This is a genomic window from Bradyrhizobium sp. 23AC (assembly GCF_054863025.1).
Map to the genome: position 1 here is coordinate 47,230 of NZ_JAVAYN010000003.1, position 23,659 is coordinate 70,888.

Here is a 23,659-nt window from a genome sequence, read left to right on the forward strand (position 1 = left end):
TGTGCGGCGGCGAACAGGACGTAGCAGACCGGCGCACGCTTGGAGAGCCCCTCACCTGAAATTGTAGGGGGTGATGGTCTCCGGCAACGGCACGTTGGGTGACTGAGTTCGAGCTTCCACGGCGTCATGGCCGGGCTTGTCCCGGCCATCCACGACCTTTGTCGCAGCACTGAGAACGTGGATGCCCGGGACAAGCCCGGGCATGACGACCTTTTGGGGGCAAGCGGAATTGCCCAAAGCGTTTTGCCTAGCGCCGCAGCAATCCGCCGAGCGCGCCGCGGACCAGCGTGCGGCCGATCGAGCCGCCGAGCTGGCCGCCGACGGACTTGCCGATATTGGCGGCCATCCCGCCAATCACCTGGTTGGTGACCGATCGCGTCACGTCCCGCGCAATGACCTGGCCGGTCGACAGGCGGCCGCGCTTGACGTTGGTGCCGAAGATAGTGCCGACGATCGAACCGATCTGGCCGAGGAGCCCGCCGCCATTTCCGCCGGCCGAACCGTCCGTGGTGGCCGCCGTGCCGGCAATGCGCTTCTGGATCATCTCGTAGGCGGATTCTTCGTCGACGGCGGTGTCGTATTTGCCCTTCACCGGGCTTGCAGCCATGATCGCCTTGCGCTCGTCCGGCGTGATCGGCCCGATGCGAGCCGACGGCGGCCGGATCATCACCCGCTCGACCATCGCCGGCGTGCCGTTGCCCTCGAGGAAGGACACCAGCGCCTCGCCCTTGCCGAGCTCCATGATCACCTTGGCGGTGTCGAGCTTCGGGTTGGGCCGGAAGGTCTGGGCCGCAGCGGCGACCGCCTTCTGGTCCCGCGGGGTGAAGGCGCGCAGCGCGTGTTGCACCCGATTGCCGAGCTGTCCGAGCACGCGGTCGGGGACGTCGACCGGGTTTTGCGTCACGAAGTAGACGCCGACGCCCTTGGAGCGGATCAGGCGGACCACCTGCTCGATCTTGTCCATCAGCGCCTTGGGCGCATCGTTGAACAGCAGATGGGCTTCGTCGAAGAAGAACACGAGCTTCGGCTTGGGCAGATCGCCGGCCTCGGGCAGCTCCTCGAACAGCTCCGACAACATCCACAGCAGGAATGTCGCGTAAAGCCTGGGGTTCTGGAGCAGCTTGTCGGCGACCAGGATGTTGACCATGCCGCGGCCGTCGCGATCTGTCTTCATGAAGTCCTTCAGCGTCAGCGCCGGCTCGCCGAAGAATTTGGTGCCGCCCTGGTTCTCCAGCACCAGCAACTGGCGCTGGATGGTGCCGACGGTGGCCTTGGTGACGTTGCCGAATCCCTGCGCGGCCTTGCGGATGGCGGCGAGCGGATCCTCCCCCACGTCCGCCCCCTTCTTCGCGCTATCGGGCACGATGGCGTCGAGCAGTGCGCGCAGATCCTTCATGTCGATGAGGGTCAGCCCGTTGTCGTCAGCGACGCGGAAGGCGACGTTGAGCACGCCTTCCTGCACGTCGTTGAGGTCGAGCATGCGCGCGAGCAGAAGCGGCCCCATTTCCGTGACCGTCGCGCGCACCGGGTGGCCCTGCTCGCCGAACACGTCCCAGAACACGGTCGAGAACTGGTCGGGCTGGAAGGTCAACCCCATCTCGGTAGCGCGCTTGAGGATGAAGTCCTTGGCCTCGCCGACCTCGGAGATGCCGGAGAGGTCGCCCTTGATGTCCGCCGCGAAGACCGGAACACCGGCGCGCGCAAATCCTTCCGCCATCACCTGCAGCGTCACGGTCTTGCCGGTTCCGGTTGCACCCGTGACGAGGCCGTGGCGATTGGCGAGCGCCAGCGTCAGCCATGCCTGCTCGTCTCCCTTGCCGACGAAGATCTTGTCGTCGGTATCGCCGAGCTTGCTGTCCTGTGCGGTCATTATTCTCTCTGATCTCTCTGCCGGGTTTCGCGTATTGAAACTCAAATGCACCAGTTCCGTAGTTTAACGCATGTTGCGCGCCGATTAAAACGGTTCAACGCGGCCGAACATGCGACATTGTCGGAAACAGACGGACGACATCAGCCGAAAGTAGGATCGAGGTATTCGCAACGCGGCAATTTTTCGCCGATTCCATCTCCGCTCTTGCACCGCTGCAACACCTTTCGCGCGTTCGAAGGTGAATCGCGACGGCGCGTGCGTTCATCGCTTGAATTTCACATCACACCGGCTCAAGATCATTTTCGAAAGAAATACTCCGGCAAGCAAACCGGCTGAGGGGCGGGCCTTATGGACGAGCTGATCGGGCGGCTGGCGACAAACGCCAGCATAGATAGTGCTGTCGCTGAAAAGAGCGTCGGCATCATCCTGGGCTTCCTCCGCAACGAGGGTCCTTCCGACAGCGTGCAGGTCCTGATCGACCAGATCCCCGGAGCGGAAGCCGCGATCGAGGCATCCAGGAGCGGCGGCGGACTGTCGCGGCTGATGGGCGGCGGCTTGATGGCGGTCGGCACGCGCCTGATGGGCCTCGGACTTGGCATGTCGGAGATTCAAAACGTCGCCCGTGAACTTTTCCGCTTCGGCCGAGACAAAATCGGAGCAGATCAGATGGGCAAGATCGTTGCGGGGACGCCGGGCCTCAGCCAGTTCGCCTGAAGCTTTGGCAATTCATATCGAGTATCATGACATATCCGATCTCCGAGATTGAGGGCCTGTCGGTCTTTGCCGCCAACAAGTTGAAGGCGCAGGGTATCCGCACCACCGACGGGCTGCTCGAGGCGGCCGGCACGGTGAAGGGCCGCAAGGCGCTTTCCGCCAAGACCGGCATCAGCGAGCAGCTGCTGCTGGAATGGGCCAACGTCTCCGACTACATGCGCATCCCCGGCATGGGCCGGGCCAAGGTCGGCCTGGTCCGCGCCGCCGGCGTCACGACCGTGCGCGAGCTCGCCTATCGGAATCCGGCAAGGCTCGCCCAGAGCATGCGGGACGCCAACGAGAAGAAGAAGCTGCTGCGCATCCTGCCTTCGGAGAAGTCGGTCGGCGACATCATCGCCAAGGCGAAGAAGCTGCAGCCGAAGATTACGTATTAGCCACACGCTCTTTCCGTCATACCCCGCGAAGGCGGGGTATCCAGTACGCCGCGCCTCCTCCGTATCGTCGCAATGCCTCGGAGTACTGGATTGCCCGCTTTCGCGGGCAATGACAGCGAGGGGTTGGTCTTGACTCCCCCTCCCCGACCGCGCAAAGCGGGCGCCATGAATGCCTCGCCCTCCACATCCGTCCCGCCGGCCGGCTCGGCCAGGCCAGATGCGCTGCGGAAACTGCTGGAACGACCGATCCCGGCGGTGATGGGCGTGCTCAACATCACCCCGGATTCCTTCTCCGACGGCGGCGAGTTCATCGCGCCCGACCAGGCGCTCGCGCGGGCGCGGGCGATGATCGCGGATGGCGTCGACATCATCGATATCGGTGCCGAATCCACCCGGCCCTACAAGGGCGCGAAGGCAGTCACGGCGGACGACGAGCTCGCCCGGCTGAAGCCGGTCCTACCGGGCGTAGTCGCGCTCGGCGTGCCGGTCTCGATCGACAGCATGAAGGCGGAGGTGGTGGCCTTCGCGCTCGACCATGGCGCGGCGATCGCCAACGACGTCTGGGGCCTGCAGCGCGACGCCGCGATGGCGCCGCTGGTGGCCGCAAGAGGCGTCCCCGTCATCGTCATGCACAACCGCGACGACGCCGATCCCGCCATCGACATCATCACGGACATGAAGACGTTCTTCCTGCGTTCGCTGGACATCGCCGCAAAGGCCGGCATTGCGCGCGACAGGATCGTGCTCGATCCCGGCATCGGCTTCGGCAAGACCGCCGAGCAAAGCATGACCGCGCTGGCGCGCTTGCGCGAATTCGAGATGTTCGGCCTGCCGATCCTCGTTGGCGCCTCGCGCAAGCGTTTCATCGCCTCGGTGTCGCCGTCCGAGCCGAAGGACCGGCTCGCCGGCTCGATCGCCGCGCATCTGATCGCCGCACAGCGCGGCGCAAAGATCATCCGGACTCATGACGTCGCCGAGACCTTGCAGGCGCTGCGGGTGGCGAACGCAATCGAGGGCAAGCAATGACCGATACGATCTTCGTCTCCGGCCTGTCGATCCACGCCCGCCACGGCGTGATGGATCACGAGACCGAAGTCGGCCAGCGCTTCGTCATCGATCTCGAACTCTATACCGACCTGTCGGAGCCTTCGCGCAGCGACCGGCTCGCCGATACGGTGTCCTACGCCGAGGTCGTGGCGACGACGACGGCGGCGTTCAAGAATACCAATTACAAGCTTCTGGAGCGCGCCGCCGGCGCGGTGGCCGACGCCATCCTGTCGCACTTCCCGCGCATCCGCGCCGTGAAGATCACCGTACACAAGCCGCATGCGCCGATCGCCGCGATCTTCGACGACGTCGGCATCATGCTAACCCGCTCGCGGCATCCCTGATGGCAAGCGTGCTGATCGCGCTCGGCGGCAATGTCGGCGATGTCCGCGCGACATTCGCCAAGGCGATCGCCCATATCTGCGGCATGGCGCAAGCTGCGCTGATCGCGCGATCCTCGGACTATGCGACGCCGCCGTGGGGCGACGAGGACCAGGAGCCCTTCATCAATGCCTGCATCGAGATCGAGACCGACCTCGATCCGCACGCTCTGCTGTTCGTGCTGCAAAAGGTCGAGCAGAAATTCGGCCGCACGCGGAACAAGGAGCGGCGCTGGGGCCCGCGCACGCTCGATCTCGACATGATCGCCTATGACGATGTCAACTTGCAGAAGCCGGATCTGACCCTGCCGCATCCGCGCCTGTTCGAGCGCGCTTTCGTGCTGGTGCCGCTGGCCGAGATTGCACCCGACCGCGTGATCTCGGGCATTCCGGTGCGCGACGGGCTCGCCAGCGTCTCGACGCAAGGCATTGAGCGGCTTCCGGATACCGGTTAACCAAAAACAACCGTTTGCAGGGGCGGCCCGCCGTGGCAATTTCGCCTGCGAATAACGATACGTTTGGGAGCCCTTGGCCGCATGACCTCCGTGACTGACGACCTGCCGCTGGCGGCCGATTTTCCCAAGGCGACCGTCGAGGATTGGCGCAAGCTGGTCGACGGCGTGCTGAAGGGCGCGCCGTTCGAGAAGCTGGTCGGCAAGACCTATGACGGAATCAAGATTGAACCGCTCTATCCGCGCGCCAAGGACGTTGCGCCCGTGATGGGACGGCCGGCCGCTGCACCCTGGCAAATCATCCAGCGGATCGACCATCCCGATCCGGCGCTCGCCAATGCGCAGGCTTTGCAGGACCTGGAGAACGGTGCGACCGGGCTCGCGCTGGTGTTTGCTGGGGCCAACGGCGCACGCGGTTTCGGCCTGGAACCTTCGGCCGAAGCCATCGCAAAGGTCCTAAAGGACATTCACCTCGACGCCGGCATCGGCATCGAGCTCGAGATCGGTCCGCAATCGCGGATGGCCGCGATCCACGTCGCGGAATATGTGAAAGGCAACGGCCTCGATCCCGCCGCCTGCAACATCCGCTTCGGACTCGATCCGCTCGCGGCCGGCGCGGTGTGGGGCCACAGTCCCTATACCTGGGAGGAGATCGCTCCCGCCGTCACCGGCGCGATCAAGGGCCTCGCCGGGCTCGGCTTCAAGGGACCGTTCGCCTCCGCCGACGGACGCGTGATCCACGATGCCGGCGGCTCCGAGGTGCAGGAGCTCGCCTTCGTGCTCGCCTGCGGCGTCGCTTATCTGCGCGCGATCGAAGGCGCTGGCATTCCGCTCGAAGCCGCGCAAGGCATGGTCTATGCGCGGCTTGCCGCAGATGCCGACCAGTTCCTGACCATGGCGAAATTCCGCGCGCTGCGGCTGTTGTGGGCGCGCATCGAAACGGCGTGCGGGCTGACGCCCAAACCATTGTTCATCGCCGCCGATACGGCCTGGCGCATGCTGACGCAGCGCGATCCCTATGTGAACATGCTGCGCGCGACCATCGCGACGTTCGCGGCAGGGCTCGCCGGCGCCAACGCGATCACCGTGCTGCCGCACACGCTGGCGCTCGGCCTGCCCGATCCGTTCGCGCGGCGCGTGGCGCGCAACACGCAAGCCCTGCTACTGGAAGAAAGCAACCTCGCCAAGGTCAGCGATCCCGCGGCTGGCGCAGGCGGCATCGAGACGCTGACGGCGCAGCTTTGCGAGTCGGCCTGGGCTCTGTTCCAGGAGAGCGAGACCGCCGGCGGCGCCTTCGCCGCGCTTCAGCAGGGCCTGTTCCAGAGCAAGGTCGCGACCGCGCGAAAAGCGCGTGACGCCAACATCGCAAAGCGTCGCGACGTGCTGACCGGCGCCAGCGAGTTTCCGAACCTGCACGAGAGCGAAGCCACGGTGCTGAAGGCAACGCCGGTTGCGCTCGCGCCTTACGGCGAACAGAAATACAAGTTCGATGCGCTGCCGCCGATCCGGCTGGCGGAACCGTTCGAGGCGCTGCGCGACAAGTCGGATGCAGCACTCAAGTCGCGCGGTGCGCGGCCAAAAGTGTTCCTGGCCAATCTCGGCACGGCCGCCGATTTCACGGCGCGCGCGACCTTCGCCAAGAGCTTCTTCGAGGCCGGCGGCATCCAGGCTGTCGACAGCGAGGGCTTTGGCGATCCAGCGAAGGTCGCGGCAGCGTTCAAGGCCTCGGGCGCCGAGCTTGTCTGTCTTTGTTCCAACGACAAGGTTTATGCGGAACACGCCGAAGCTGCAGCGAAGGCCCTGCAAACGGCCGGCGGGCGACATATCTATCTGGCAGGCCGCCCGAGCGAGACCGAGGCGGCGCTGCGGGCCGCTGGCGTCACGGGTTTTGTCTTCGCCGGAGGCGATGCGCTTGCCACGCTGCAAGACGCCTATCGACGGATGGAACAGAAATGACCGAACCAGGCAAACCAGTTCTCACCGGCGGCTGCCAATGCGGGGCCGTGCGCTTTGGCGTCACGACGGCGCCAACCAGGATTTCGATCTGCCACTGCCGCATGTGCCAGAAGGCGGCCGGCGCGCCGTTCGCCTCCTTTGCCGACATCAACAAGACGGACTTTGCCTGGACAAAGGGGCAGCCGTCGTTCTTCCGCTCCTCCACCATCGCCGAACGCGGCTTTTGCGCCGGCTGCGGCACGCCGCTGAGCTTCGGCCGCATCGGCGGCGACCGGATCGAGATCATGACCGGCGCGTTCGACCGTCCTGACCAGATCATTCCGACACGACAGTTCGGCACCGAATCCCGTCTCGGCTGGGTGGTCGGCATCGCCAATCTGCCGAGCCAGACCACGCAGCAGAATTACGGACCGGAGAAGATGGCGACCATCGTCAGCCATCAGCATCCGGATCATGATTGAGGATATGGTTGAAACCATGAGCCGCATTCCCAACTTCGCAGACGTCGCCTTCGAGCGCGCCATGACCGCCGCGCCGTCAGGCAGCGCCGAACCGTGGCTGACGCCCGAGGGCATTCTGGTGAAGCCCGCTTATGGCGAGGCTGACCTGGCCGGGCTCGATTTCCTCGAGACCTATCCCGGCATCGCGCCTTATCTGCGCGGGCCCTACCCGACCATGTATGTCAACCAGCCCTGGACCGTCCGGCAATATGCCGGCTTCTCCACGGCGGAGGATTCCAACGCATTCTACCGCCGCAACTTAGCTGCCGGACAGAAGGGCCTCTCGGTCGCCTTCGACCTTGCGACCCATCGCGGTTATGACAGCGATCATCCGCGCGTCGGCGGCGACGTCGGCATGGCCGGTGTGGCCATCGATTCCATCTACGACATGCGCACACTGTTCGCTGGGATCCCGCTCGACCAGATGAGCGTGTCCATGACCATGAACGGCGCGGTGCTGCCGATCCTCGCGCTCTATGTCGCCGCCGCCGAGGAACAGGGCGTGCCGCCGGAGAAGCTGTCGGGCACCATTCAGAACGACATTCTGAAAGAGTTCATGGTTCGCAACACCTACATCTATCCGCCCGCGCCCTCGATGCGGATCATCTCGGACATCTTCGCCTACACCTCGCAAAAGATGCCGAAATACAATTCGATCTCGATCTCCGGCTATCACATGCAGGAGGCCGGCGCGACGCAGGATCTCGAGCTTGCCTATACGCTCGCCGACGGCGTCGAATATCTACGTGCCGGCCTTGCCGCAGGTCTCGACGTCGACCGCTTCGCACCGCGGCTGTCGTTCTTCTGGGCGATCGGCATGAACTTCTTCATGGAAGTCGCCAAGCTGCGCGCCGCGCGCCTGCTCTGGGCGAAGCTGCTGAAACCCTTCAATCCGAAAGACCCACGCTCGCTGTCGCTGCGCACGCATTCCCAGACCTCGGGTTGGTCGCTGACCGCGCAGGACGTCTTCAACAACGTGATGCGCACCACGGTCGAGGCGATGGCGGCAACGCAAGGCCATACCCAGTCGCTGCACACCAACGCGCTCGACGAAGCGCTGGCGCTGCCGACCGACTTCTCTGCGCGCATCGCCCGTAACACCCAGCTGTTCCTGCAGCAGGAGAGCGGCACCACCCGCATCATCGACCCCTGGGGCGGCTCCTATTATGTCGAGCGTCTGACGCGCGACCTCGCGGCGAAAGCGTGGGGACACATCCAGGAGGTCGAGGAGCTCGGCGGCATGGCGAAGGCAATCGAAGCCGGCCTGCCGAAGCTGCGCATCGAGGAAGCGTCCGCCAAGACGCAGGCGCGGATCGACGCCGGCAAGCAGGCGGTGATCGGCGTCAACAAGTACAAGCCGACCGACGAGGTGCCGATCGACATCCTGAAGGTCGACAACACCAATGTGCGGCGCTTGCAGATCGACAAGCTGACGCGGCTGAAATCCGAGCGCAACCAGAAGGACGTCGATGCCGCGCTCGCGGCGATCACGCGCTCGGCCGGCGAAGGCAACGGCAATCTGCTCGCGCTCGCCATTGATGCTGCGCGCGCCAAGGCGACCGTCGGCGAGATTTCGGACGCGATGGAGAAAGTGTTCGGCCGGCACCGCGCCGAGATCAAGTCCATCACCGGCGTCTATAAGCGGGAAGCATCGAGCATGGGCAATCAAGTCGAGAAAGTTCAGGCGCTGATCGACGCCTTCGAGGAGGCGGAAGGCCGCCGCCCGCGCATCCTGGTTGCCAAGATCGGCCAGGACGGCCACGACCGCGGCCAGAAGGTGATCGCGTCGGCGTTCGCCGATATCGGCTTCGACGTCGACATCGGGCCGCTGTTCGCCACCGCCGATGAGGCCGCGCGGCAGGCGGTCGAGAACGACGTGCACATCCTCGGCGTCTCCTCGCTCGCCGCGGCCCATCTCACCGCCGTGCCGGAGCTGAAGGCCGCGCTGAAGAAGCAGGGCCGCGACGACATCATGATCATCGTCGGCGGCGTGGTGCCGCCGCAGGATTACGACGCGCTCTATGCCGCCGGCGCCGAAGCGATCTTCCCGCCCGGCACCGTGATTGCAGACGCCGCCGAGGAGCTGATCCGCAAGCTGAACGCCCGGCTCGGCCATAGCGAGGCGGCGGAGTAGCTGATAGACTGGCCGGGTGACCGGCCGGTTGCGTCCATGACACGTGACGAAATCATCGCTGCGATACGCAAGAACGCGGATGCCATCAAAGGCAAGGGCGTATCGAAGCTTGCCATTTTCGGCTCGCGCGCCCGGGACGATTATCGGCCTGACAGTGATATCGACGTTCTCGTCGAGATCGAGCCGGACACCTCTTTTTCGCTGCTCAACTTGATCGATGTCGAGCACATCATCGAGGATGCGACTGGCTTGCAAGCACAGGCAACTGTTCGCCGCTCCATCTCTCCCCGCTTTGCGGAGCGGATCGCAGACGACATACACGAGATATTCTGACGCTCACGCAGGAGCACTATCCTTGAAATTTATCGCCGGTTTGAGCGCCGTCCTGACGCTGAGCGCAACATGCGTGTTCTCCGCCCTCGCCGCCGACCCCAAGCCCGATGCGATCGTCAAGACCAAGAGCATCGACGCCCGCGTATTCCTCGACGACAGGATCAAGGCGGATGCGGCGCTGGCGGCGGACTGCCTCGCGGAAGGCAAAAAATGGCTCGACAAGAATGCCTCGGAAGCTGCCGCATCGCGCAAAGCCGATCCGCAGTTCTCTAGGGACGGCGGCTGGGATTTCGAGCGCAAATACGGAATCCGCTCGGTGGTCGCTGACCGCTACGTCAGCGTCCTCCGCAACGACTACATGAACACCCATGGCGCGCATCCCAATTCGGACGTGAACACGATCCTGTGGGACAAGGCCGACAACAAGCGCATCTCGATCCGCCCGTTCTTCACCGAGACCGCCGATAACGGGGCGACGATGAAGGCCATAGTGAAGGCCATCATCGCCTCGCTCCGCACCGAGAAGAAAAAACGCGACGCCAGCGAGACCGCAACCGACGAATGGTTCAAAGGTGTCGCGCCGAGCCTGCTCAAGGTCGGCGCGGTGACGCTCGCGCCCTCGACTGAAGCGGGCAAGAGCTCCGGGCTGACCTTCCACTATCCGCCCTACGCCGTCGGCCCCTACGCCGAGGGCGAATATGTCGCCTTCGTGCCGTGGGAGACGCTGAAGCCGTATCTCACCGCGGAAGGCGCGCGCATCTTCGGCGGCGCGCGGCCGAAGGGCGACGCCGAGGAGCCGTGAGCGGCCGCTAACTGGCCCGCGCCAGCGTTCGCGCAAGTGAGTCAGTCCAATCAGGAATCCAGGACGCGAATAGCGCTTGCCAGCGATCGGCATCCGCCGGCTCGGTATCAAGCGCGACCGACCATTCGATGAGGGTACGATCGCCCTCGATGATCGGGCGCAGATGCATGGTGCCTTGATAGCGCGTCGGCGCCGGCGTCTGGCTTCCGTCATCTTGCGGATACGGTAGCGCTTCGAGACCGGCATAGGTCAGGGTGTGCTGCCGATCCGAGTGATCGACCAGGCGCTGGCGGATCCAGTTTCCGAGATAGCAGAAGCGCCTGATCGCGCCGACTTCATCGCCGCGCTTGTCGTCTTCGATCACGCTCTCGCTCACGCCGTCGATGTAAGCGGGATAGTTGTTGAAGTCGCGGATCAGCGACCAGACTTCGTTCAGCGGGCGGTCCAGCACGGCGCTGTAATAGGCTTGGGTCATCGGTGGCTTGCCTTTGGCTTTCGTTACGCGCAGAGGTTGGCGAATTGCGCGGGCAAAACCCACCCGATTTCCGACTGCCCATCCGACGGGCATGCTGTTTTCACACAACATGTCGATCTCGTTGGTAGCGCTACCTTGCGGCGGCGCTGCAAAGCCGACTAGAATGGCGCATTGAGAAGAGCACCCGACGTCACGGGCGCCGCTGGGAGAGATTCAATGTCCAAGATTTCGCGCCGCACCTTTGCGGCTTCGACCGCCGCAGTTGCGGCATCCGCCGCTTTCGGCTTCAAGCCAGCACTTGCGCAAGCCTATCCGGCCCGGCCGGTCACCGTGATCGTGCCGTGGGGCGCGGGTGGCGGAACCGATGCGACCGCGCGCATTGTCGCTGCGCTGCTGGAAAAGGACCTCGGCCAGCCCTTCAACGTGGTCAACCGCACCGGCGGCTCCGGCGTGGTCGGCCATAGCGCGATCGCGACCGCACAGCCCGACGGCTACACCATCGGCATGCTCACCGTCGAAATCTCGATGATGCACTGGCAGGGCCTCACCGAGCTGACGCCGAAGAGCTACACGCCGCTGGCGCTGATGAACGAGGACCCGCCGGGCATCCAGGTCTCCTCGTCTTCGCCCTACAAGACGGTCAAGGAGCTCGCCGAGGCGATCAAGGCGGCGCCTCCCGGCAAGTTCAAGGCCTCCGGCACCGGCCAGGGCGGCATCTGGCATCTGGCGCTAGTCGGCTGGATGCAGGCGATGGGCCTGCCCGCCAACCAGGTCGCCTGGGTGCCCTCGAACGGCGCGGCCCCTGCGATGCAGGATCTCGCCGCGGGCGGCCTCGACCTCACCACCTGCTCGGTGCCGGAGGCGCGCGCCATCATCGAGGCCGGCAAGGCCAGGAGCCTCGCCATCATGGCCCCCGCGCGCAACCCGATCTTCAAGGACGTGCCGACGCTGAAGGAAGCGATGGGCATCGACTATGCGACCGGCGCCTGGCGCGGCATCGGCGCCCCGAAGAACCTGCCGCCGGAGATCGCAACCAAGCTCACCGCGGCGCTGAAGAAGGTCTACGAGTCCGCCGAGTTCAAGGACTTCATGAGCAATCGCGGCTTCGGCACCGTGTGGGGAGATGCCGGCCAGTTCGCAGGCTTCATGGACAAGGGCGACGCCCAGATGGGCGAAGCGATGAAGGCGGCCGGCTTGAGCAAGGCGTGATCTGGTACCGAGACGGTCTGATCGCCTCTCCCCGCCTGCGTGGAGAGTCCAACTCTCACCGTCCTACCTGGAGAGCCCCCTCACCCCAACCCTCTCCCCGCAAGCGGGGCGAGGGAGAACTTCTCTCACAGGACTCCTCCCATGCGTCTTCCCGACTCCGTTACGGGATCGTTTCTCGTCGTGCTTGGTGCTGCGGCGGCCTATGGCGGCTGGATCTTGCCGCCGGTGCCGGGCCAGCCGGTCGGCCCCAACGTGTTTCCGCTCGTGATCGGCAGCGGCCTTGCGCTGTGCGGGCTCGCGATCGTGTTCGGGATCGGCCACTCCTTCGAGGAGGAGGAAGAGCTGATTCCGCTTGAGGACGGCCAGGCAGCCGCCCCGCCGCCGCAAGGCAAGCTCTACGGCCTGCGCGCCTTGCTGCCGCCGGCGCTGCTGCTGTTCTACGTCGCCGCCGCCGACCGGCTCGGCTTCATCATCACTGCGGCGATCATGGTCTATGTGACGTCCACCGCGCTTGGTGCGAAGTGGAAGCTGGCGCTGCCGCTTGCCGCGCTGTCGCCGTTCGCCATCCACCTCATCTTCGGCAAGCTGCTGCGTGTGCCGCTGCCTGCCGGCCTGCTGCCGACGCCCTGGTAATCCCCCATGCTCAAGACCCTGATTGAAGCATTCGCGCTGATCTCCACCTGGGAGGTCATCATCGCGATGTTCGCGGCCTCCGTGTACGGCCTCGTGATCGGCTCGCTGCCGGGCCTGTCGGCAACGATGGCGACCGCCCTGCTCGTCCCCGTCACCTTCTACCTCTCGCCGATCGCAGCGATCGCGACGATCGTCGCGGCGTCCTCGATGGCGATCTTCTCCGGCGACATTCCGGGCGCACTGCTGCGCATCCCCGGCACGCCCGCCTCGGCCGCCTATGCGGATGAAGCTTACGCCATGACGCGCAAGGGCCAGGCCGAGCTCGCGCTCGGAGCCGGCGTCTGGTTCTCCGCCGTCGGCGGCATCGCCGGCGTGCTGTCGCTGATGATCTTGGCGCCGCCGCTTGCCGAGATCGCGCTGTCGTTCTCGACCTTCGAATATTTCTGGCTGGCGCTGCTCGGTCTGATGTGCGCCACCTTGGTGGCGCGCTCCTCCCCGGTGAAGGCGATCGCCGGCATGTTCCTCGGCCTGCTGGTCTCCTGCATCGGCATCGAAAATCCCGGCGGCGTGCCGCGCTTCACCTTCGGCCTCACCGATCTGTTCGGCGGCATCGAGCCGATCCCGGCGCTGGTCGGCGTGTTCGCGGTGGCGCAGGTGATGCGCGCGATGCTGACGCCGGAGCCGCCGCCGCTGCCGCGGCGAAAATTCGGAAGCATCATGGCCGGCCAGTGGAGGCTGACCAAGCTGTATCACTGGCAGATGACGCGCGGGAACATCGTCGGCATCATCATCGGCGTGCTGCCCGGCGCCGGTGCCGACATGGCCGCCTGGGTCTCCTACGCGATGTCGAAGCGCTTCTCCAAGGAGCCGGAAAAATTCGGCACCGGTCATGTCGAGGGCCTGGTCGAGGCCGGCGCCAGCAACAATGCCAGCATCGCCTCGGGCTGGGTGCCCTCGCTGCTGTTCGGCATCCCCGGCGACACCATCGCCGCGATCGCGATCGGCGTGCTCTACATGAAGGGCCTCAATCCGGGCCCGACGCTGTTCACCGAGAAGGCGTCGAGCATGTACGCGATCTACCTGATGTTCATCATCGCGAACATCCTGATGATCCCGCTCGGCATCGCCATGATCCGGGTTGCCGCCTACATCCTGCTGGCGCCGCCCTCGACCATAATGCCGATCATCATGTTGTGCTGCGCGGTCGGCTCGTTCGCGATCGGCAACAACATGTTCGGCGTCGTCACCGTCGCCGCCTTCGGCGTGATCGGCTACGTCATGGAGGCGAACGGCTATCCCGTCGCCGCCATGGTGCTCGGCATCGTCATGGGGACCATGGTCGAGCAGGCCTTCGTGACGTCACTGATCAAGTCCGACGGCAGTATCCTGCCGTTCTTCGAGCGCCCGGTCGCGGCCATCCTCGCCGCGATGGCGATCGGCGCCCTGCTGTGGCCGGTGATGGTGTGGGTGTGGCGCAAGGTGAAACCGGTGCAGACGGCGGCGGCGACAAGCAGGTGATTCCGGGCGAGCGGCCCTCGCCTGCCCCGCCTCGGCGTTGTAAAGCAGGGCATGACTGAGAAGAAGGCCTCGCTGGACATCAAATCTCTCGCCCGCGACCTGCGCGCTGGAAGCCGCGCGGCCCTCGCCCGCGCCATCACGCTGGTGGAGAGCCGGCGCGGCGATCACCAGGCGCTGGCGCGCGAGCTGGTGCAGATGCTGCTGCCCGACACCGGCAAGGCGTTCCGCGTCGGCATCACGGGATCGCCCGGCGTCGGCAAGTCCACCACCATCGATGTGCTCGGGACCTATCTGATCGAACAGGGCCACAAGGTCGCGGTGCTCGCGGTCGACCCGTCCTCGGCACGCAGCGGCGGCTCGATCCTCGGCGACAAGACGCGAATGGCGCGGCTGTCGGCCTCCGACCATGCCTTCATCCGCCCTTCGCCGTCCTCGGGCACGCTCGGCGGCGTCGCGGCAAAAACGCGCGAGGCGATGCTGCTTTGCGAGGCCGCCGGCTTCGACGTGGTGCTGGTCGAAACCGTCGGCATCGGCCAGTCCGAGACCGCGGTCTGCGACATGACGGATTTCTTCCTCGCGCTGATGCTGCCGGGCGGCGGCGACGAATTGCAGGGTATCAAGAAGGGCCTGGTCGAGCTCGCCGACATGATCGCCATCAACAAGGCCGACGGCGACAATCTCAAGCGCGCCAACATCACTGCCGCCGATTATCGCGGCGCGCTGCATATTTTGGCGCCGCGGTCCGAACATTGGCACCCACCCGTCGTCACCTATTCGGCGCTGGCCGGCACCGGCATCACCGACCTCTGGCAGAAGGTCCTGGATCACCGCAAGGCGATGAACGCGTCGGGCGATTTCGCCGCGCGGCGGCGTCAGCAGCAGGTGAAATGGATGTGGTCGATGCTGGAGCAACGGATGCTGGCGCGGCTGCGCAGCGAAGCCTCGGTTCGCAGCAAGGTCCGGAAGATCGAGACTGAGGTCGCCGACGGCCATCTCACGCCGGCCCTCGCCGCCGAGCAGATCCTGGAGTTGCTGCAATGAGCGAAAAGCTTCGCATTCTCCTCACCGGCTTCGGCCCCTTCCCCGGCGCGCCCTATAACCCGACCCAGCCGCTGGTCGCGCGGCTCGCGCAACTGCGCCGCCCGGCACTCGATGATATCGCGATCTCCAGTCACATATTCCCGGTCACCTATGCCGCGGTCGACCGGCAATTGCCGGAGGTGCTCGCAAAGGTGAAGCCGGATGCGCTGCTGATGTTCGGTCTCGCCGCACGCACGCCTTACCTGCGCATCGAGAGTCGCGCGCGCAACGCCGTCACCATGCTCTGGCCCGATGCCGCCAACACCCGCTCGAGCAAGCGCGGCATCGCCGGCCATGCCGACGCGATGAACTTCGGTCCGCACACGGCAAGGCTGCTGCGCGCCGCCCGCCTCACCGGCATCGATGCGCGCGCCTCGCGCGATGCCGGCGCCTATCTCTGCAACTATCTGAGCTGGCGCGCGATCGAGAATGTGCGGGCGGGCGGGCCGCAGCTCGCGGCGTTCATCCATATCCCCCTGCTTGCGCGCAGCGGTGCGGTCCGGCGCAAGGGCGCGTCGCGGATCACGCTGGACGAGCTGGTGGATGCGGGGGAAGCCATGCTGATGGAGATGGTGCAGTTGGCACGGAAGGGGCGGAACACGCCGGCTTCGTAGGGTGGATTAGCGAAGCGTAATCCACCATCTTGGCTTCAGCACACACCGTAGTCGCGGGGGAGATGGTGGGTTACGCCGCGCGGACTGCGCTTCGCGCAGTCCCCAGGGCTAACCCATCCTACGGCACCGTCTTTGCGGTAAACATTTAACCCTACCGCGAACAATCCCCGCGCCCTCGCCTGCCCTGCGCTACCTAGTCCGGCGCGGACCCCCGCGTCCGCCGGAGGACGCGTCATGGACCTCAATCGCCGTCATCTCATCGGAGCTTCGACTGCAGGCATCGCGGGCGCACTCGCCATGCCGGGCGACGCCGCGCGCGCGGCGCCGCTGACATCCCTGCTGGGCCGCGATGCCACGCAATACGGCGTGCGGCCCGGCAGCAGCGAAGATCAGACCCGCGCGCTGCAGCGCGCGATCGACGAGACTGCACGCGCACAGCTGCCACTGGCGCTACCACCAGGCGTCTATCGCAGCGGGCTGTTGCGGCTGCCCAACGGCGCACAATTGATCGGCGTGCGTGGGGCAACGAAGCTCGTCTTCACCGGCGGCGCCTCGGCGATCCAGAGCGACGGCTCGGACTCCATCGGCCTCACCGGCATCACCTTCGACGGCGGCAGCATCCCGCTGCCGGCGCGGCGCGGGCTGATCCATGTCCTCGGCGGGCGCGACGTCCGCATCGCCGATTGCGAGATCACCCGCTCCGGCGGCAGCGGCATCTGGCTCGAGCAGGTATCCGGCGACATTTCCGGCAACATCTTCACTGACATCGCGGTCACCGCGGTGGTCTCCTTCGACGCCAGGGGTCTCAGCGTCTCCCGCAACACCATCATCGGCACCAACGACAACGGCATCGAGATCTTGCGGACCGCGATCGGCGACGACGGCACGCTCGTCGCCGACAACCGCATCGAGAACATCAAGGCAGGCCCCGGCGGCTCCGGCCAGTACGGCAACGCCATCAATGCCTTCCGCGCCGGCAACGTGATCGTGCGCGGCAACCGCATCAGGAACTGCGATTATTCCGCGGTGCGCGGCAACTCTGCCTCGAACATTCACATATCAGGCAACAGCGTCAGCGACGTGCGCGAGGTCGCGCTCTATTCGGAGTTCGCGTTCGAGGCCGCGGTGATCGCCAACAACACGGTGGACGGCGCGGCCGTCGGCGTCTCCGTCTGCAATTTCAACGAAGGCGGCCGCATCGCGGTGGTCCAGGGCAACATCATCCGCAACCTGGTCCCGAAGCGGCCGATCGGCACCGCGCCGGACGACGATGCCGGCGTCGGCATCTACATCGAGGCCGACACCTCGGTGACCGGAAACGTGATCGAGAATGCGCCGTCCTACGGCATCGTCGCCGGCTGGGGCAAATATCTGCGCGATGTCGCCATCACGGGCAACGTGATCCGCAAGGCGCTAGCCGGCGTCGGCGTCTCCGTCGTGCCGGGCGCCGGCATCGCGCTGGTCAACAACAACATGATCTCCGAGACCCCGCGCGGCGCCGTGGTCGGCCTCGATCACGCGCGTGCCGTAACCTCGGATCTGTCAGCCGACGGCGCGCAGCGGTTCGCACAGGTGGTGCTCGGCGGCAATGCGGTGCGGCGCTAAAGCCGCCCGTCGCCTCTGGCCGCCAGACGCTAGAACGCGTTCCTGAGCAGCGGGTACTTGGCTTGCAGGCCGTCGAGGCTGAGGGTGAATTCGACGACGCGCTCCGGGGCTGCGACGATTTCCTCGGCTGGCGGGGCGAACTGCGGCAGGAGCGATGCCATCGCGGCAGGCGCGGTCTTCGGCGGCTTCGCGGCAGACGCAGCCAGCGGCGGCCTCACTTCAGGCGCGGTGAATGGGGCCGTTGCGGCGGGCACGGCGAGCGGCGACCTCACGGCGGGTGCGGTCAGCGGCGCCCTCGCAGCCGGAGCCTTGAGCGGCGGTACCTCGGCAGGCGCGATAAACGACGCCATCGCAGCGGAGGCTGCGGGCGCGGCGAGTGGCGCGATCGGGGCTTCGGTGATCTCGGCGAGAACGTCCGGCTTCGGATCGAGCCTGACCGGCACGGCGGTCTCGGGGGCGATGTGGACGGCCTTTGGCTGCAGGATCTTGGGCTGCACGATCTGCGCCTGCTGCTCGCGCGGAAACACGCGGGGCATGGTCGCCGGCGACCAGCCAAATGCCGGCGTCACGCTTGCAGCGGCCTCGGCGACATCAGCACCGGTCGCAAGCGCGCGCCAGGTCTGGACCGCGCGCTTGGCTTCCTGGATGTTTTCGAGGAATGCGATCTCGGAGTGATAACGGCGCCAGCGGCCGGTCTCGAACATTTCGGAGAGATGTTGCAGCCGCTGCTCGGCGAGAGCGCACCAGCGCGCCGCGACGTCGCGGCCAGCGACCACGGCACGCGCAGACGCGCAATCAGACTCTTGGCGATGTGTCATGAACCAGCCCGTCAGGGGAAAATACGGACGCGGGGGACGCAACGCACACGAATCAATTTAGACGCGACATGAATATTTTGTGGAAAAGTTTTGACTTGTCCAGCAACGACACGGCAGTCGTCGTCAATCACCGTAGTCGTGCGGAGATTTGCTGTGTTTTCGAGTCAAGCCTCGCACAAGCATAGCGGAGGTGCGACGCGCCGGGCGAACAGCCGACTCGAACATAGCGCCGTCCCATCAACCGCAAGCTGAACGAACGCGAGGCTTCGAAGAATCGGATGCCGAAAAGAAAAGACCCGTCCGGGGGGACAACCGGACGGGTCAAGCCATATGGGCGCTTGGGGTGGATGGGCGCTCGCGCCTGATATGACTGATGGGGAGGGATGACCGCTCCCACATAATTTGGTCGTGGCAGCTGGCTGAACGTTCAATGCGGGGTTCGCTTTTTTGACCTTCCCAACGCGTGCATCTTTGTCGCAGCCGCTATCGCGTCGCCGGCCTATCCGCCTGAGAAACCGTGGATTTATCGTCTGCGCTCGACAGCGAGGGTTGTTCGATCGCGCGGGTGCCAGGCTCGTCGCGACGCTTCCCGGCATCTTCACGTTTTGTTGTACCGGACGCAGCCGCAACCGGCGTCGCGCTGTCGGCGGGAACAGCCATGACCGCGGCAAACGCATCGGTCTGGCCGTCGCCGAAAAGCTCGTCACGCCCGGGGGAGCCGAGGTCGCGCGCGGTCTTCGCCAGCGTCATGCGCAGCGCTTCCGGCTTCAAGGTGTAATTGCGCTCGAGCAGCAACGCCGCGACGCCGGAGACATAGGCGGCCGAGAACGAGGTTCCCGACGTCATCTGGTACTTGCCGTCCGGCGCCGGCAGGAAGATGTCGACCCCGGGCGCTGCGACGGCGATGTAATTGCCGCGGTTGGATGCGGTAAACAGCCTGTCCTGCTGATCGGTCGCGCTGACGGCGATCACGTTGGGATTGGCGGCTGGATAGAGCGGCGGCGATTTTGCGCCGGCATTGCCGGCGGCGGCGATCAGCACGAGGCCGCGCGCGGCGGTCGCCGCGATGGCGCGCTCGATCACCGCGTCCTTCGGACCGGCAAAGCTCATATTGACGATCTGCGCGCCGTGCTCGGCGGCGTAATTCAGCGACCGCAGGATGATGTAGGACGAGCTCTCGGCGCCGCCATTGCTGCCACCGAAGGCACGGATCGCGATGATGCGCGCCTGGGGCGCGCTGCCCATCAGCCGGTCATGCGCCACGATGGCGCCGGCGATGCCGGTGCCGTGGACGTGCGGCCCCTCCGCGCTGCCGAGCGCATCGAAATTGTCGGCGACGGAATTGGCGAGCTCGGGATGCTTGGTGTCGATGCCGGAGTCGATCACGGCAACCGTGACGTTGGCGCCGTGCGCCAGCGTATGCGCCTGCGGCAAGCGGAGCTTTGTCAGTGCATATTGCGCAGGATCGCCTTCGCTGGGGGGCGGCGATTTCTGGTCCTGCAGCACATAGCGGAAGTTCGCCTGGACCGAGCGCACGCTGCCGTCGGCCGCGAATTCGCGCCGCACCGTCTCGTACGGCCGGCCATCCGTGATGCGGAACAGACCGAACGTAGCCCCGATCAGCGGGAAGCTCTCCGACGAGATCCGCGTCAAGCCGTGCCGGCGGGCCAGCGCGTCAGCATCACCGGGCGACAATGTGCCGTCGATCTCGGCCACGAATTCGTTGGCGAAGCTGTGAAGATTGGCGGCGGCCGGCGTGGCGTTGCCGCGGCCCTTGCCGGCGCTCTTCTTGGCGGGTTTGCCCGAGCCACCGCCGCCGGCATTCGGCTGCGCCAGGCATTCGCCGTCGGCATCGCGATAGGGCGCGGTACAGGCCGGATACAGGTTCGGCGAGTAGCGCGCATAGGGCAGCACCGTCGTCGTCGGCCGCAGGCGCGACGTCGTGGTGTGGGGAATGGTCGCCATCGTCCGCGGGCCGCGGTCGACGGACACCGCCCTGGCCGAGATGGTCGGACCGATGCGCGGGGCGAGGCTCGGAGAGATGGTCGGCGTTCGCGTGGGCACGCTGATCGTCGGCGTGCGCATGATCGCCTGCGCCTGCGCAACCTCGACGCCGAGGCAGGCGGCGATCAGAAGCGCGGCGCCGACCGATGAAGCGTAGGCCCCGGCGCGCACCCTGCTCTCGGACTTGCCTGTCATCGGATCAGCGGCGCGCCTAGGGCGCCGCGACGGCGAGGTTGACGAACTTCTCGCGCTGCATCTTGCCGAGCAGCGAGGCGAGCTCGTCCTGGCTCATCGCCTTGTCGAACTGGAGGCGGAACATGCCGCCCTTGGCATCGCCGATGATCGAGGCCTGGTAGCTGTCGAGCAGCGCGGTGATGTCGGCGACGCGGGCCTCCGGCGTGAAGCGCACCAGCGCTCGCGCCGGCGGAACAGTCGTGCCGAGTTCGCGTGTGATCGGACCGCTGGTCGAGAGCGAGGCGGTCTGGAAGGTCGCGGGCTGGTTCTTCATCAGCACGGCGCCGATGATTCCGGCTTGCAGCATCAGCGCGATGGCGCCGAGGCTCGCCGACCACGCCAGCGTGCGCGGCGACAGGCTCGCGAAGAAGGTCGAGATGCGCGCCGATAGCGGCAGCGAGCCGCTCGCCCGCGCCGGCTCGGCATCGATCGCGGCGAACAGCTTCTGCAGCGCGCGCGCCGACGGAGCCCCTAAGCTCTCGTTCAGATGGATGGTCTCTTCGTACTCGCCGCGGATAGCCGCATATTGCCTGGCAAGCTCGGGATCGCGCGCCAGCGCTTCCTCGACCCGCCGCGCATCGCGCGCGTTCAGCGTGCCGGCCGCGTGCCACGGCAGCAGCAGTTCAATCTCACTGGGCTCTTGCTCCAGCATCTTCTTGCTCAAAGCCATCATGGCCAGCCTCGCTCAACGCCGGCTGCCTTCAGCAGTTCGGCCAGTTTCTTGCGCGCATAAAACAAGCGCGTCTTCACAGTGTTCTCCGGTATCCCGACGATTTCGGCCACCTCTTCCACGGACTTCTCGTGGTAGTAGACGAGATCGACGATTTCCCGATGGTCCGGCGAGAGGCCCGTCAGACACTCCCGCAACGCTTCACTGGTATCCTTCTTCTGCGCCACCGTTTCCGGATTGTCGGACGTATCCTCGATCGCGTTGGCGGCGTCTTCGTCCAGTTCAAAATCCTTCCTGCGCCGGAGCGCAGAGAGGGCCTTGAAACGGGTGATTGCCAGCAGCCAGGTAGAAACGGCGGATCGGCCCTCGAACTTGCCGGCTTGACGCCAGACGTCGAGAAACACCTCGCTGATGAGGTCTTCCGCCGCCTGCTCGTCCCGCACGAGCCTGAGCCCGAACCTGTAGACCCTGACATGGTGCCGCCCGTACAGCACCTGCATGGCGAGCCGGTCACCTTGGGCGATCCTGGCGATCAGGACCTCGTCCGAAGCCGCCTGTGTCACGCTCAATGCCCGTCTCGCAAAGTTGGTCGGGTCGGCGCGGCGGACGGTTCGATAGGGGGGGCAAAATTCTTCAGTCTACCGCGGTCATACGGAGGCTTGTGTGACCTACCCCACATACGCGTATTTTTCTTGTCCCACCCGCGGCCGTCAGCCGCCTTCATCCAGATCGGTAACATAATACTGCAACACTTCCCTGCGGAATGCCTGTCCGGCACAGGCGGCCCGGCCTCGTTCGGTTCCATAGCAGCCCTGCACGACATATGTCTCGCCAAGCCCGGCTTAGGCTCGATCGCATCGCAAACGGATGCCTCATCACCGGCAAAATTTCTCCCGCCGGCCTGCCACCTTGTTCCGCGCTGCACGGTTCGGATTCGGTTTCCAAGGATACCAAACCTAAAGGCTTGCCACGTAGATTTTTACGCTGACATCACCATTGGCGGGACCATGAGTACGGCCGCGACGTCCTTTCCCGAGAGGAATGCCGCTGAGGTCGCGGATCTCGTGCTCACGCCCGAGGCCGCGGCTTCTGAAGTGCTGGCGCGCCGAGCCCGGCAGCGCCGCCAGATGTATATCGGCCAAGTGGCGAGCTATTCGCTGGGCGCCTCGGTCCTGCTGCTCTACGCCTATGGCGGCACGGTCTCCATGGCTGTTCCGTCGCTGTTCTGGCTCGGCGGCCTCCTGATCATCGGTACGTTCACCGTGCTGTCGGAAGCCGGCTTCGGCGACCGGTTCGAGGATCATTACCTCACCGTCTTCCAGATCTCGGCGCATATGGCGCTGCAGCTGCTGTTCCTGCTCGCAGTGCCGACGGCCGGGGTCGCTTTCCTCGCCGTGCTGTTTCTGATCTTCGCGTTTGGCACGCTGCGGATGACCTCGAGCCAGGCGATGGTGACCTGGGGCCTTGCCACCTGCGGGCTCGCGCTGGTCTTCCTGGGCTCGGACCTGCCGATCGGACTGCCGGTCACGACCCGCCTGGAGCGAACCGCCTCGATGCTCTGCTTCGTGCTGGTGATCGGCCAGTGCGCCTTTCTCGGCCTGTTCGGCGCCACCCTGCGCAAGATCCTGTACCGGCGCAGTATCGAGCTGAAGGCCGCCTATCAGCGTATCGAGGAGCTGGCCGAGCTCGACGAACTCACCGGCTCCTACAACCGCCGCTGCATCATGCGGCTTCTCGATGCCGAGATCGAAAAGTCGCGACAGACGTCGATGCCTTGCGCGATCGCGCTGATCGATCTCGACTGGTTCAAGCGCATCAACGACGCCCACGGCCATCCGGTCGGCGACGAGGTGCTGCGCACTTTCGCAATCACCATGTTCGCCAACATCCGCCCGGCCGACTGCTTCGGCCGCTATGGCGGCGAGGAATTCCTGCTGCTGCTGCCCGACACGTCGGATGACGCTGCACAGCGCATGCTCGAGCGCTTGCGCAGCATCGTCGCCGACCTCGACTGGAGCGCATTCTCCCTGAATTTGCGCGTGACCATTTCCGCGGGCGTGGTGACGCTGCGCAACGTCGATACTGCCGATACCTTTCTCGCGCGCGCCGATCGCGCGCTCTATTCCGCCAAGGCGCAAGGGCGCAACCGCATTGCAACGAGCTGACCAATCCATTTT

The 23,659-nt window shown here is 65.6% G+C and carries 25 protein-coding genes; 18 read left to right on the top strand and 7 right to left on the bottom strand.

Features of this window, described 5'->3' with window-relative positions; all coding sequences use genetic code 11:
* Nucleotides 1–51: 51 nt before the first annotated feature.
* Both RAD10_RS08660 and RAD10_RS08665 read right to left on the bottom strand, forming a co-directional pair.
* Entirely contained in the window at nucleotides 52–204 is a 153-nt protein-coding gene (locus tag RAD10_RS08660) for a hypothetical protein (protein ID WP_165637114.1), read from the bottom strand.
* A 43-nt stretch (nucleotides 205–247) separates the two neighbouring features.
* A complete protein-coding gene (locus tag RAD10_RS08665) occupies nucleotides 248–1,870 on the bottom strand; it encodes a helicase HerA-like domain-containing protein (protein ID WP_461617118.1) in 1,623 nt (540 codons plus the stop codon).
* A 45-nt stretch (nucleotides 1,871–1,915) separates the two neighbouring features.
* Between RAD10_RS08665 and RAD10_RS08670 the strand changes: the two genes are divergently transcribed.
* The 11 genes from RAD10_RS08670 to RAD10_RS08720 all read left to right on the top strand — a co-directional run bounded on the left by RAD10_RS08670 (nucleotide 1,916) and on the right by RAD10_RS08720 (nucleotide 10,622).
* The gene (locus RAD10_RS08670; RefSeq protein ID WP_461617119.1) at nucleotides 1,916–2,206 is read left to right on the top strand and encodes a hypothetical protein; all 291 of its coding nucleotides are present in this window, start codon (nucleotides 1,916–1,918) and stop codon (nucleotides 2,204–2,206) included.
* A 12-nt stretch (nucleotides 2,207–2,218) separates the two neighbouring features.
* The gene (locus tag RAD10_RS08675; protein ID WP_461617120.1) at nucleotides 2,219–2,584 is read left to right on the top strand and encodes a DUF2267 domain-containing protein; all 366 of its coding nucleotides are present in this window, start codon (nucleotides 2,219–2,221) and stop codon (nucleotides 2,582–2,584) included.
* Between the two features lie 26 nt (nucleotides 2,585–2,610).
* On the top strand, nucleotides 2,611–3,018 hold the full coding sequence (locus RAD10_RS08680) for a DUF4332 domain-containing protein (protein WP_018315752.1): 408 nt from the start codon (nucleotides 2,611–2,613) through the stop codon (nucleotides 3,016–3,018).
* A gap of 165 nt (nucleotides 3,019–3,183) precedes the next feature.
* A complete protein-coding gene (gene folP / locus RAD10_RS08685; RefSeq protein WP_461617121.1) occupies nucleotides 3,184–4,044 on the top strand; it encodes a dihydropteroate synthase in 861 nt (286 codons plus the stop codon).
* Nucleotides 4,041–4,409 (top strand): dihydroneopterin aldolase, encoded by a 369-nt coding sequence (gene folB / locus RAD10_RS08690; RefSeq protein WP_091953248.1) that lies wholly within the window; start codon nucleotides 4,041–4,043, stop codon nucleotides 4,407–4,409. The genes folP and folB overlap by 4 nt, the downstream gene beginning before the upstream one ends.
* Nucleotides 4,409–4,900, top strand: coding sequence for a 2-amino-4-hydroxy-6-hydroxymethyldihydropteridine diphosphokinase (gene folK / locus RAD10_RS08695; protein WP_461617122.1), 492 nt, complete (start codon nucleotides 4,409–4,411; stop codon nucleotides 4,898–4,900). Before folB ends, folK begins: the two co-directional genes overlap by 1 nt.
* An 81-nt stretch (nucleotides 4,901–4,981) precedes the next feature.
* A complete protein-coding gene (locus tag RAD10_RS08700; protein WP_461617123.1) occupies nucleotides 4,982–6,853 on the top strand; it encodes a methylmalonyl-CoA mutase family protein in 1,872 nt (623 codons plus the stop codon).
* Nucleotides 6,850–7,314 (top strand): GFA family protein, encoded by a 465-nt coding sequence (locus RAD10_RS08705; protein ID WP_092256652.1) that lies wholly within the window; start codon nucleotides 6,850–6,852, stop codon nucleotides 7,312–7,314. The genes RAD10_RS08700 and RAD10_RS08705 overlap by 4 nt, the downstream gene beginning before the upstream one ends.
* Before the next feature lie 16 nt (nucleotides 7,315–7,330).
* A complete protein-coding gene (gene scpA, locus RAD10_RS08710; RefSeq protein ID WP_461617124.1) occupies nucleotides 7,331–9,487 on the top strand; it encodes a methylmalonyl-CoA mutase in 2,157 nt (718 codons plus the stop codon).
* Nucleotides 9,488–9,523: 36 nt separating this feature from the next.
* Nucleotides 9,524–9,820, top strand: a complete 297-nt coding sequence (locus tag RAD10_RS08715) for a nucleotidyltransferase family protein (protein ID WP_091953260.1) — start codon at nucleotides 9,524–9,526, stop codon at nucleotides 9,818–9,820.
* A gap of 22 nt (nucleotides 9,821–9,842) precedes the next feature.
* Nucleotides 9,843–10,622: an RsiV family protein gene (locus RAD10_RS08720; RefSeq protein ID WP_461617125.1), complete on the top strand. Its 780-nt coding sequence runs from the start codon at nucleotides 9,843–9,845 to the stop codon at nucleotides 10,620–10,622.
* Between the two features lie 7 nt (nucleotides 10,623–10,629).
* On the opposite strand, the gene RAD10_RS08725 is transcribed toward RAD10_RS08720, so the two are convergent.
* Nucleotides 10,630–11,097, bottom strand: a complete 468-nt coding sequence (locus tag RAD10_RS08725; RefSeq protein ID WP_461617126.1) for an SRPBCC family protein — start codon at nucleotides 11,095–11,097, stop codon at nucleotides 10,630–10,632.
* 216 nt (nucleotides 11,098–11,313) lie between these two features.
* On the opposite strand from RAD10_RS08725, the gene RAD10_RS08730 reads away from it, so the two are divergent.
* The 6 genes from RAD10_RS08730 (at nucleotide 11,314) to RAD10_RS08755 (ending at nucleotide 17,756) form a co-directional block, all read left to right on the top strand.
* Nucleotides 11,314–12,306, top strand: coding sequence for a tripartite tricarboxylate transporter substrate binding protein (locus tag RAD10_RS08730; RefSeq protein WP_152103274.1), 993 nt, complete (start codon nucleotides 11,314–11,316; stop codon nucleotides 12,304–12,306).
* A gap of 141 nt (nucleotides 12,307–12,447) precedes the next feature.
* Nucleotides 12,448–12,939: a tripartite tricarboxylate transporter TctB family protein gene (locus RAD10_RS08735; RefSeq protein WP_091953270.1), complete on the top strand. Its 492-nt coding sequence runs from the start codon at nucleotides 12,448–12,450 to the stop codon at nucleotides 12,937–12,939.
* A gap of 6 nt (nucleotides 12,940–12,945) precedes the next feature.
* Nucleotides 12,946–14,457 carry a tripartite tricarboxylate transporter permease gene (locus RAD10_RS08740; RefSeq protein WP_461617127.1) on the top strand — a complete coding sequence of 504 codons (1,512 nt, stop codon included), beginning with the start codon at nucleotides 12,946–12,948 and terminating at the stop codon, nucleotides 14,455–14,457.
* Nucleotides 14,458–14,508: 51 nt separating this feature from the next.
* The gene (gene meaB / locus RAD10_RS08745) at nucleotides 14,509–15,498 is read left to right on the top strand and encodes a methylmalonyl Co-A mutase-associated GTPase MeaB (protein WP_461617128.1); all 990 of its coding nucleotides are present in this window, start codon (nucleotides 14,509–14,511) and stop codon (nucleotides 15,496–15,498) included.
* Nucleotides 15,495–16,151 carry a pyroglutamyl-peptidase I gene (locus tag RAD10_RS08750; protein WP_461617129.1) on the top strand — a complete coding sequence of 219 codons (657 nt, stop codon included), beginning with the start codon at nucleotides 15,495–15,497 and terminating at the stop codon, nucleotides 16,149–16,151. The genes meaB and RAD10_RS08750 overlap by 4 nt, the downstream gene beginning before the upstream one ends.
* A gap of 234 nt (nucleotides 16,152–16,385) precedes the next feature.
* Nucleotides 16,386–17,756 (top strand): TIGR03808 family TAT-translocated repetitive protein, encoded by a 1,371-nt coding sequence (locus RAD10_RS08755; protein WP_461617130.1) that lies wholly within the window; start codon nucleotides 16,386–16,388, stop codon nucleotides 17,754–17,756.
* 29 nt (nucleotides 17,757–17,785) lie between these two features.
* Here the strand turns inward: RAD10_RS08755 and RAD10_RS08760 are convergent, their stop codons facing one another.
* The 4 genes from RAD10_RS08760 to RAD10_RS08775 all read right to left on the bottom strand — a co-directional run bounded on the left by RAD10_RS08760 (nucleotide 17,786) and on the right by RAD10_RS08775 (nucleotide 22,051).
* Complete coding sequence (locus RAD10_RS08760) at nucleotides 17,786–18,532, bottom strand: TIGR03809 family protein (RefSeq protein ID WP_461617493.1); 747 nt, start codon at nucleotides 18,530–18,532, stop codon at nucleotides 17,786–17,788.
* Between the two features lie 525 nt (nucleotides 18,533–19,057).
* The gene (locus tag RAD10_RS08765; RefSeq protein ID WP_461617131.1) at nucleotides 19,058–20,773 is read right to left on the bottom strand and encodes a S8 family serine peptidase; all 1,716 of its coding nucleotides are present in this window, start codon (nucleotides 20,771–20,773) and stop codon (nucleotides 19,058–19,060) included.
* Between the two features lie 16 nt (nucleotides 20,774–20,789).
* Nucleotides 20,790–21,485: a hypothetical protein gene (locus tag RAD10_RS08770; protein ID WP_091953286.1), complete on the bottom strand. Its 696-nt coding sequence runs from the start codon at nucleotides 21,483–21,485 to the stop codon at nucleotides 20,790–20,792.
* Nucleotides 21,482–22,051, bottom strand: a complete 570-nt coding sequence (locus RAD10_RS08775) for a sigma-70 family RNA polymerase sigma factor (RefSeq protein ID WP_461617132.1) — start codon at nucleotides 22,049–22,051, stop codon at nucleotides 21,482–21,484. Before RAD10_RS08775 ends, RAD10_RS08770 begins: the two co-directional genes overlap by 4 nt.
* A gap of 438 nt (nucleotides 22,052–22,489) precedes the next feature.
* On the opposite strand from RAD10_RS08775, the gene RAD10_RS08780 reads away from it, so the two are divergent.
* The gene (locus RAD10_RS08780; RefSeq protein WP_461617133.1) at nucleotides 22,490–23,647 is read left to right on the top strand and encodes a GGDEF domain-containing protein; all 1,158 of its coding nucleotides are present in this window, start codon (nucleotides 22,490–22,492) and stop codon (nucleotides 23,645–23,647) included.
* Nucleotides 23,648–23,659: the final 12 nt, after the last annotated feature.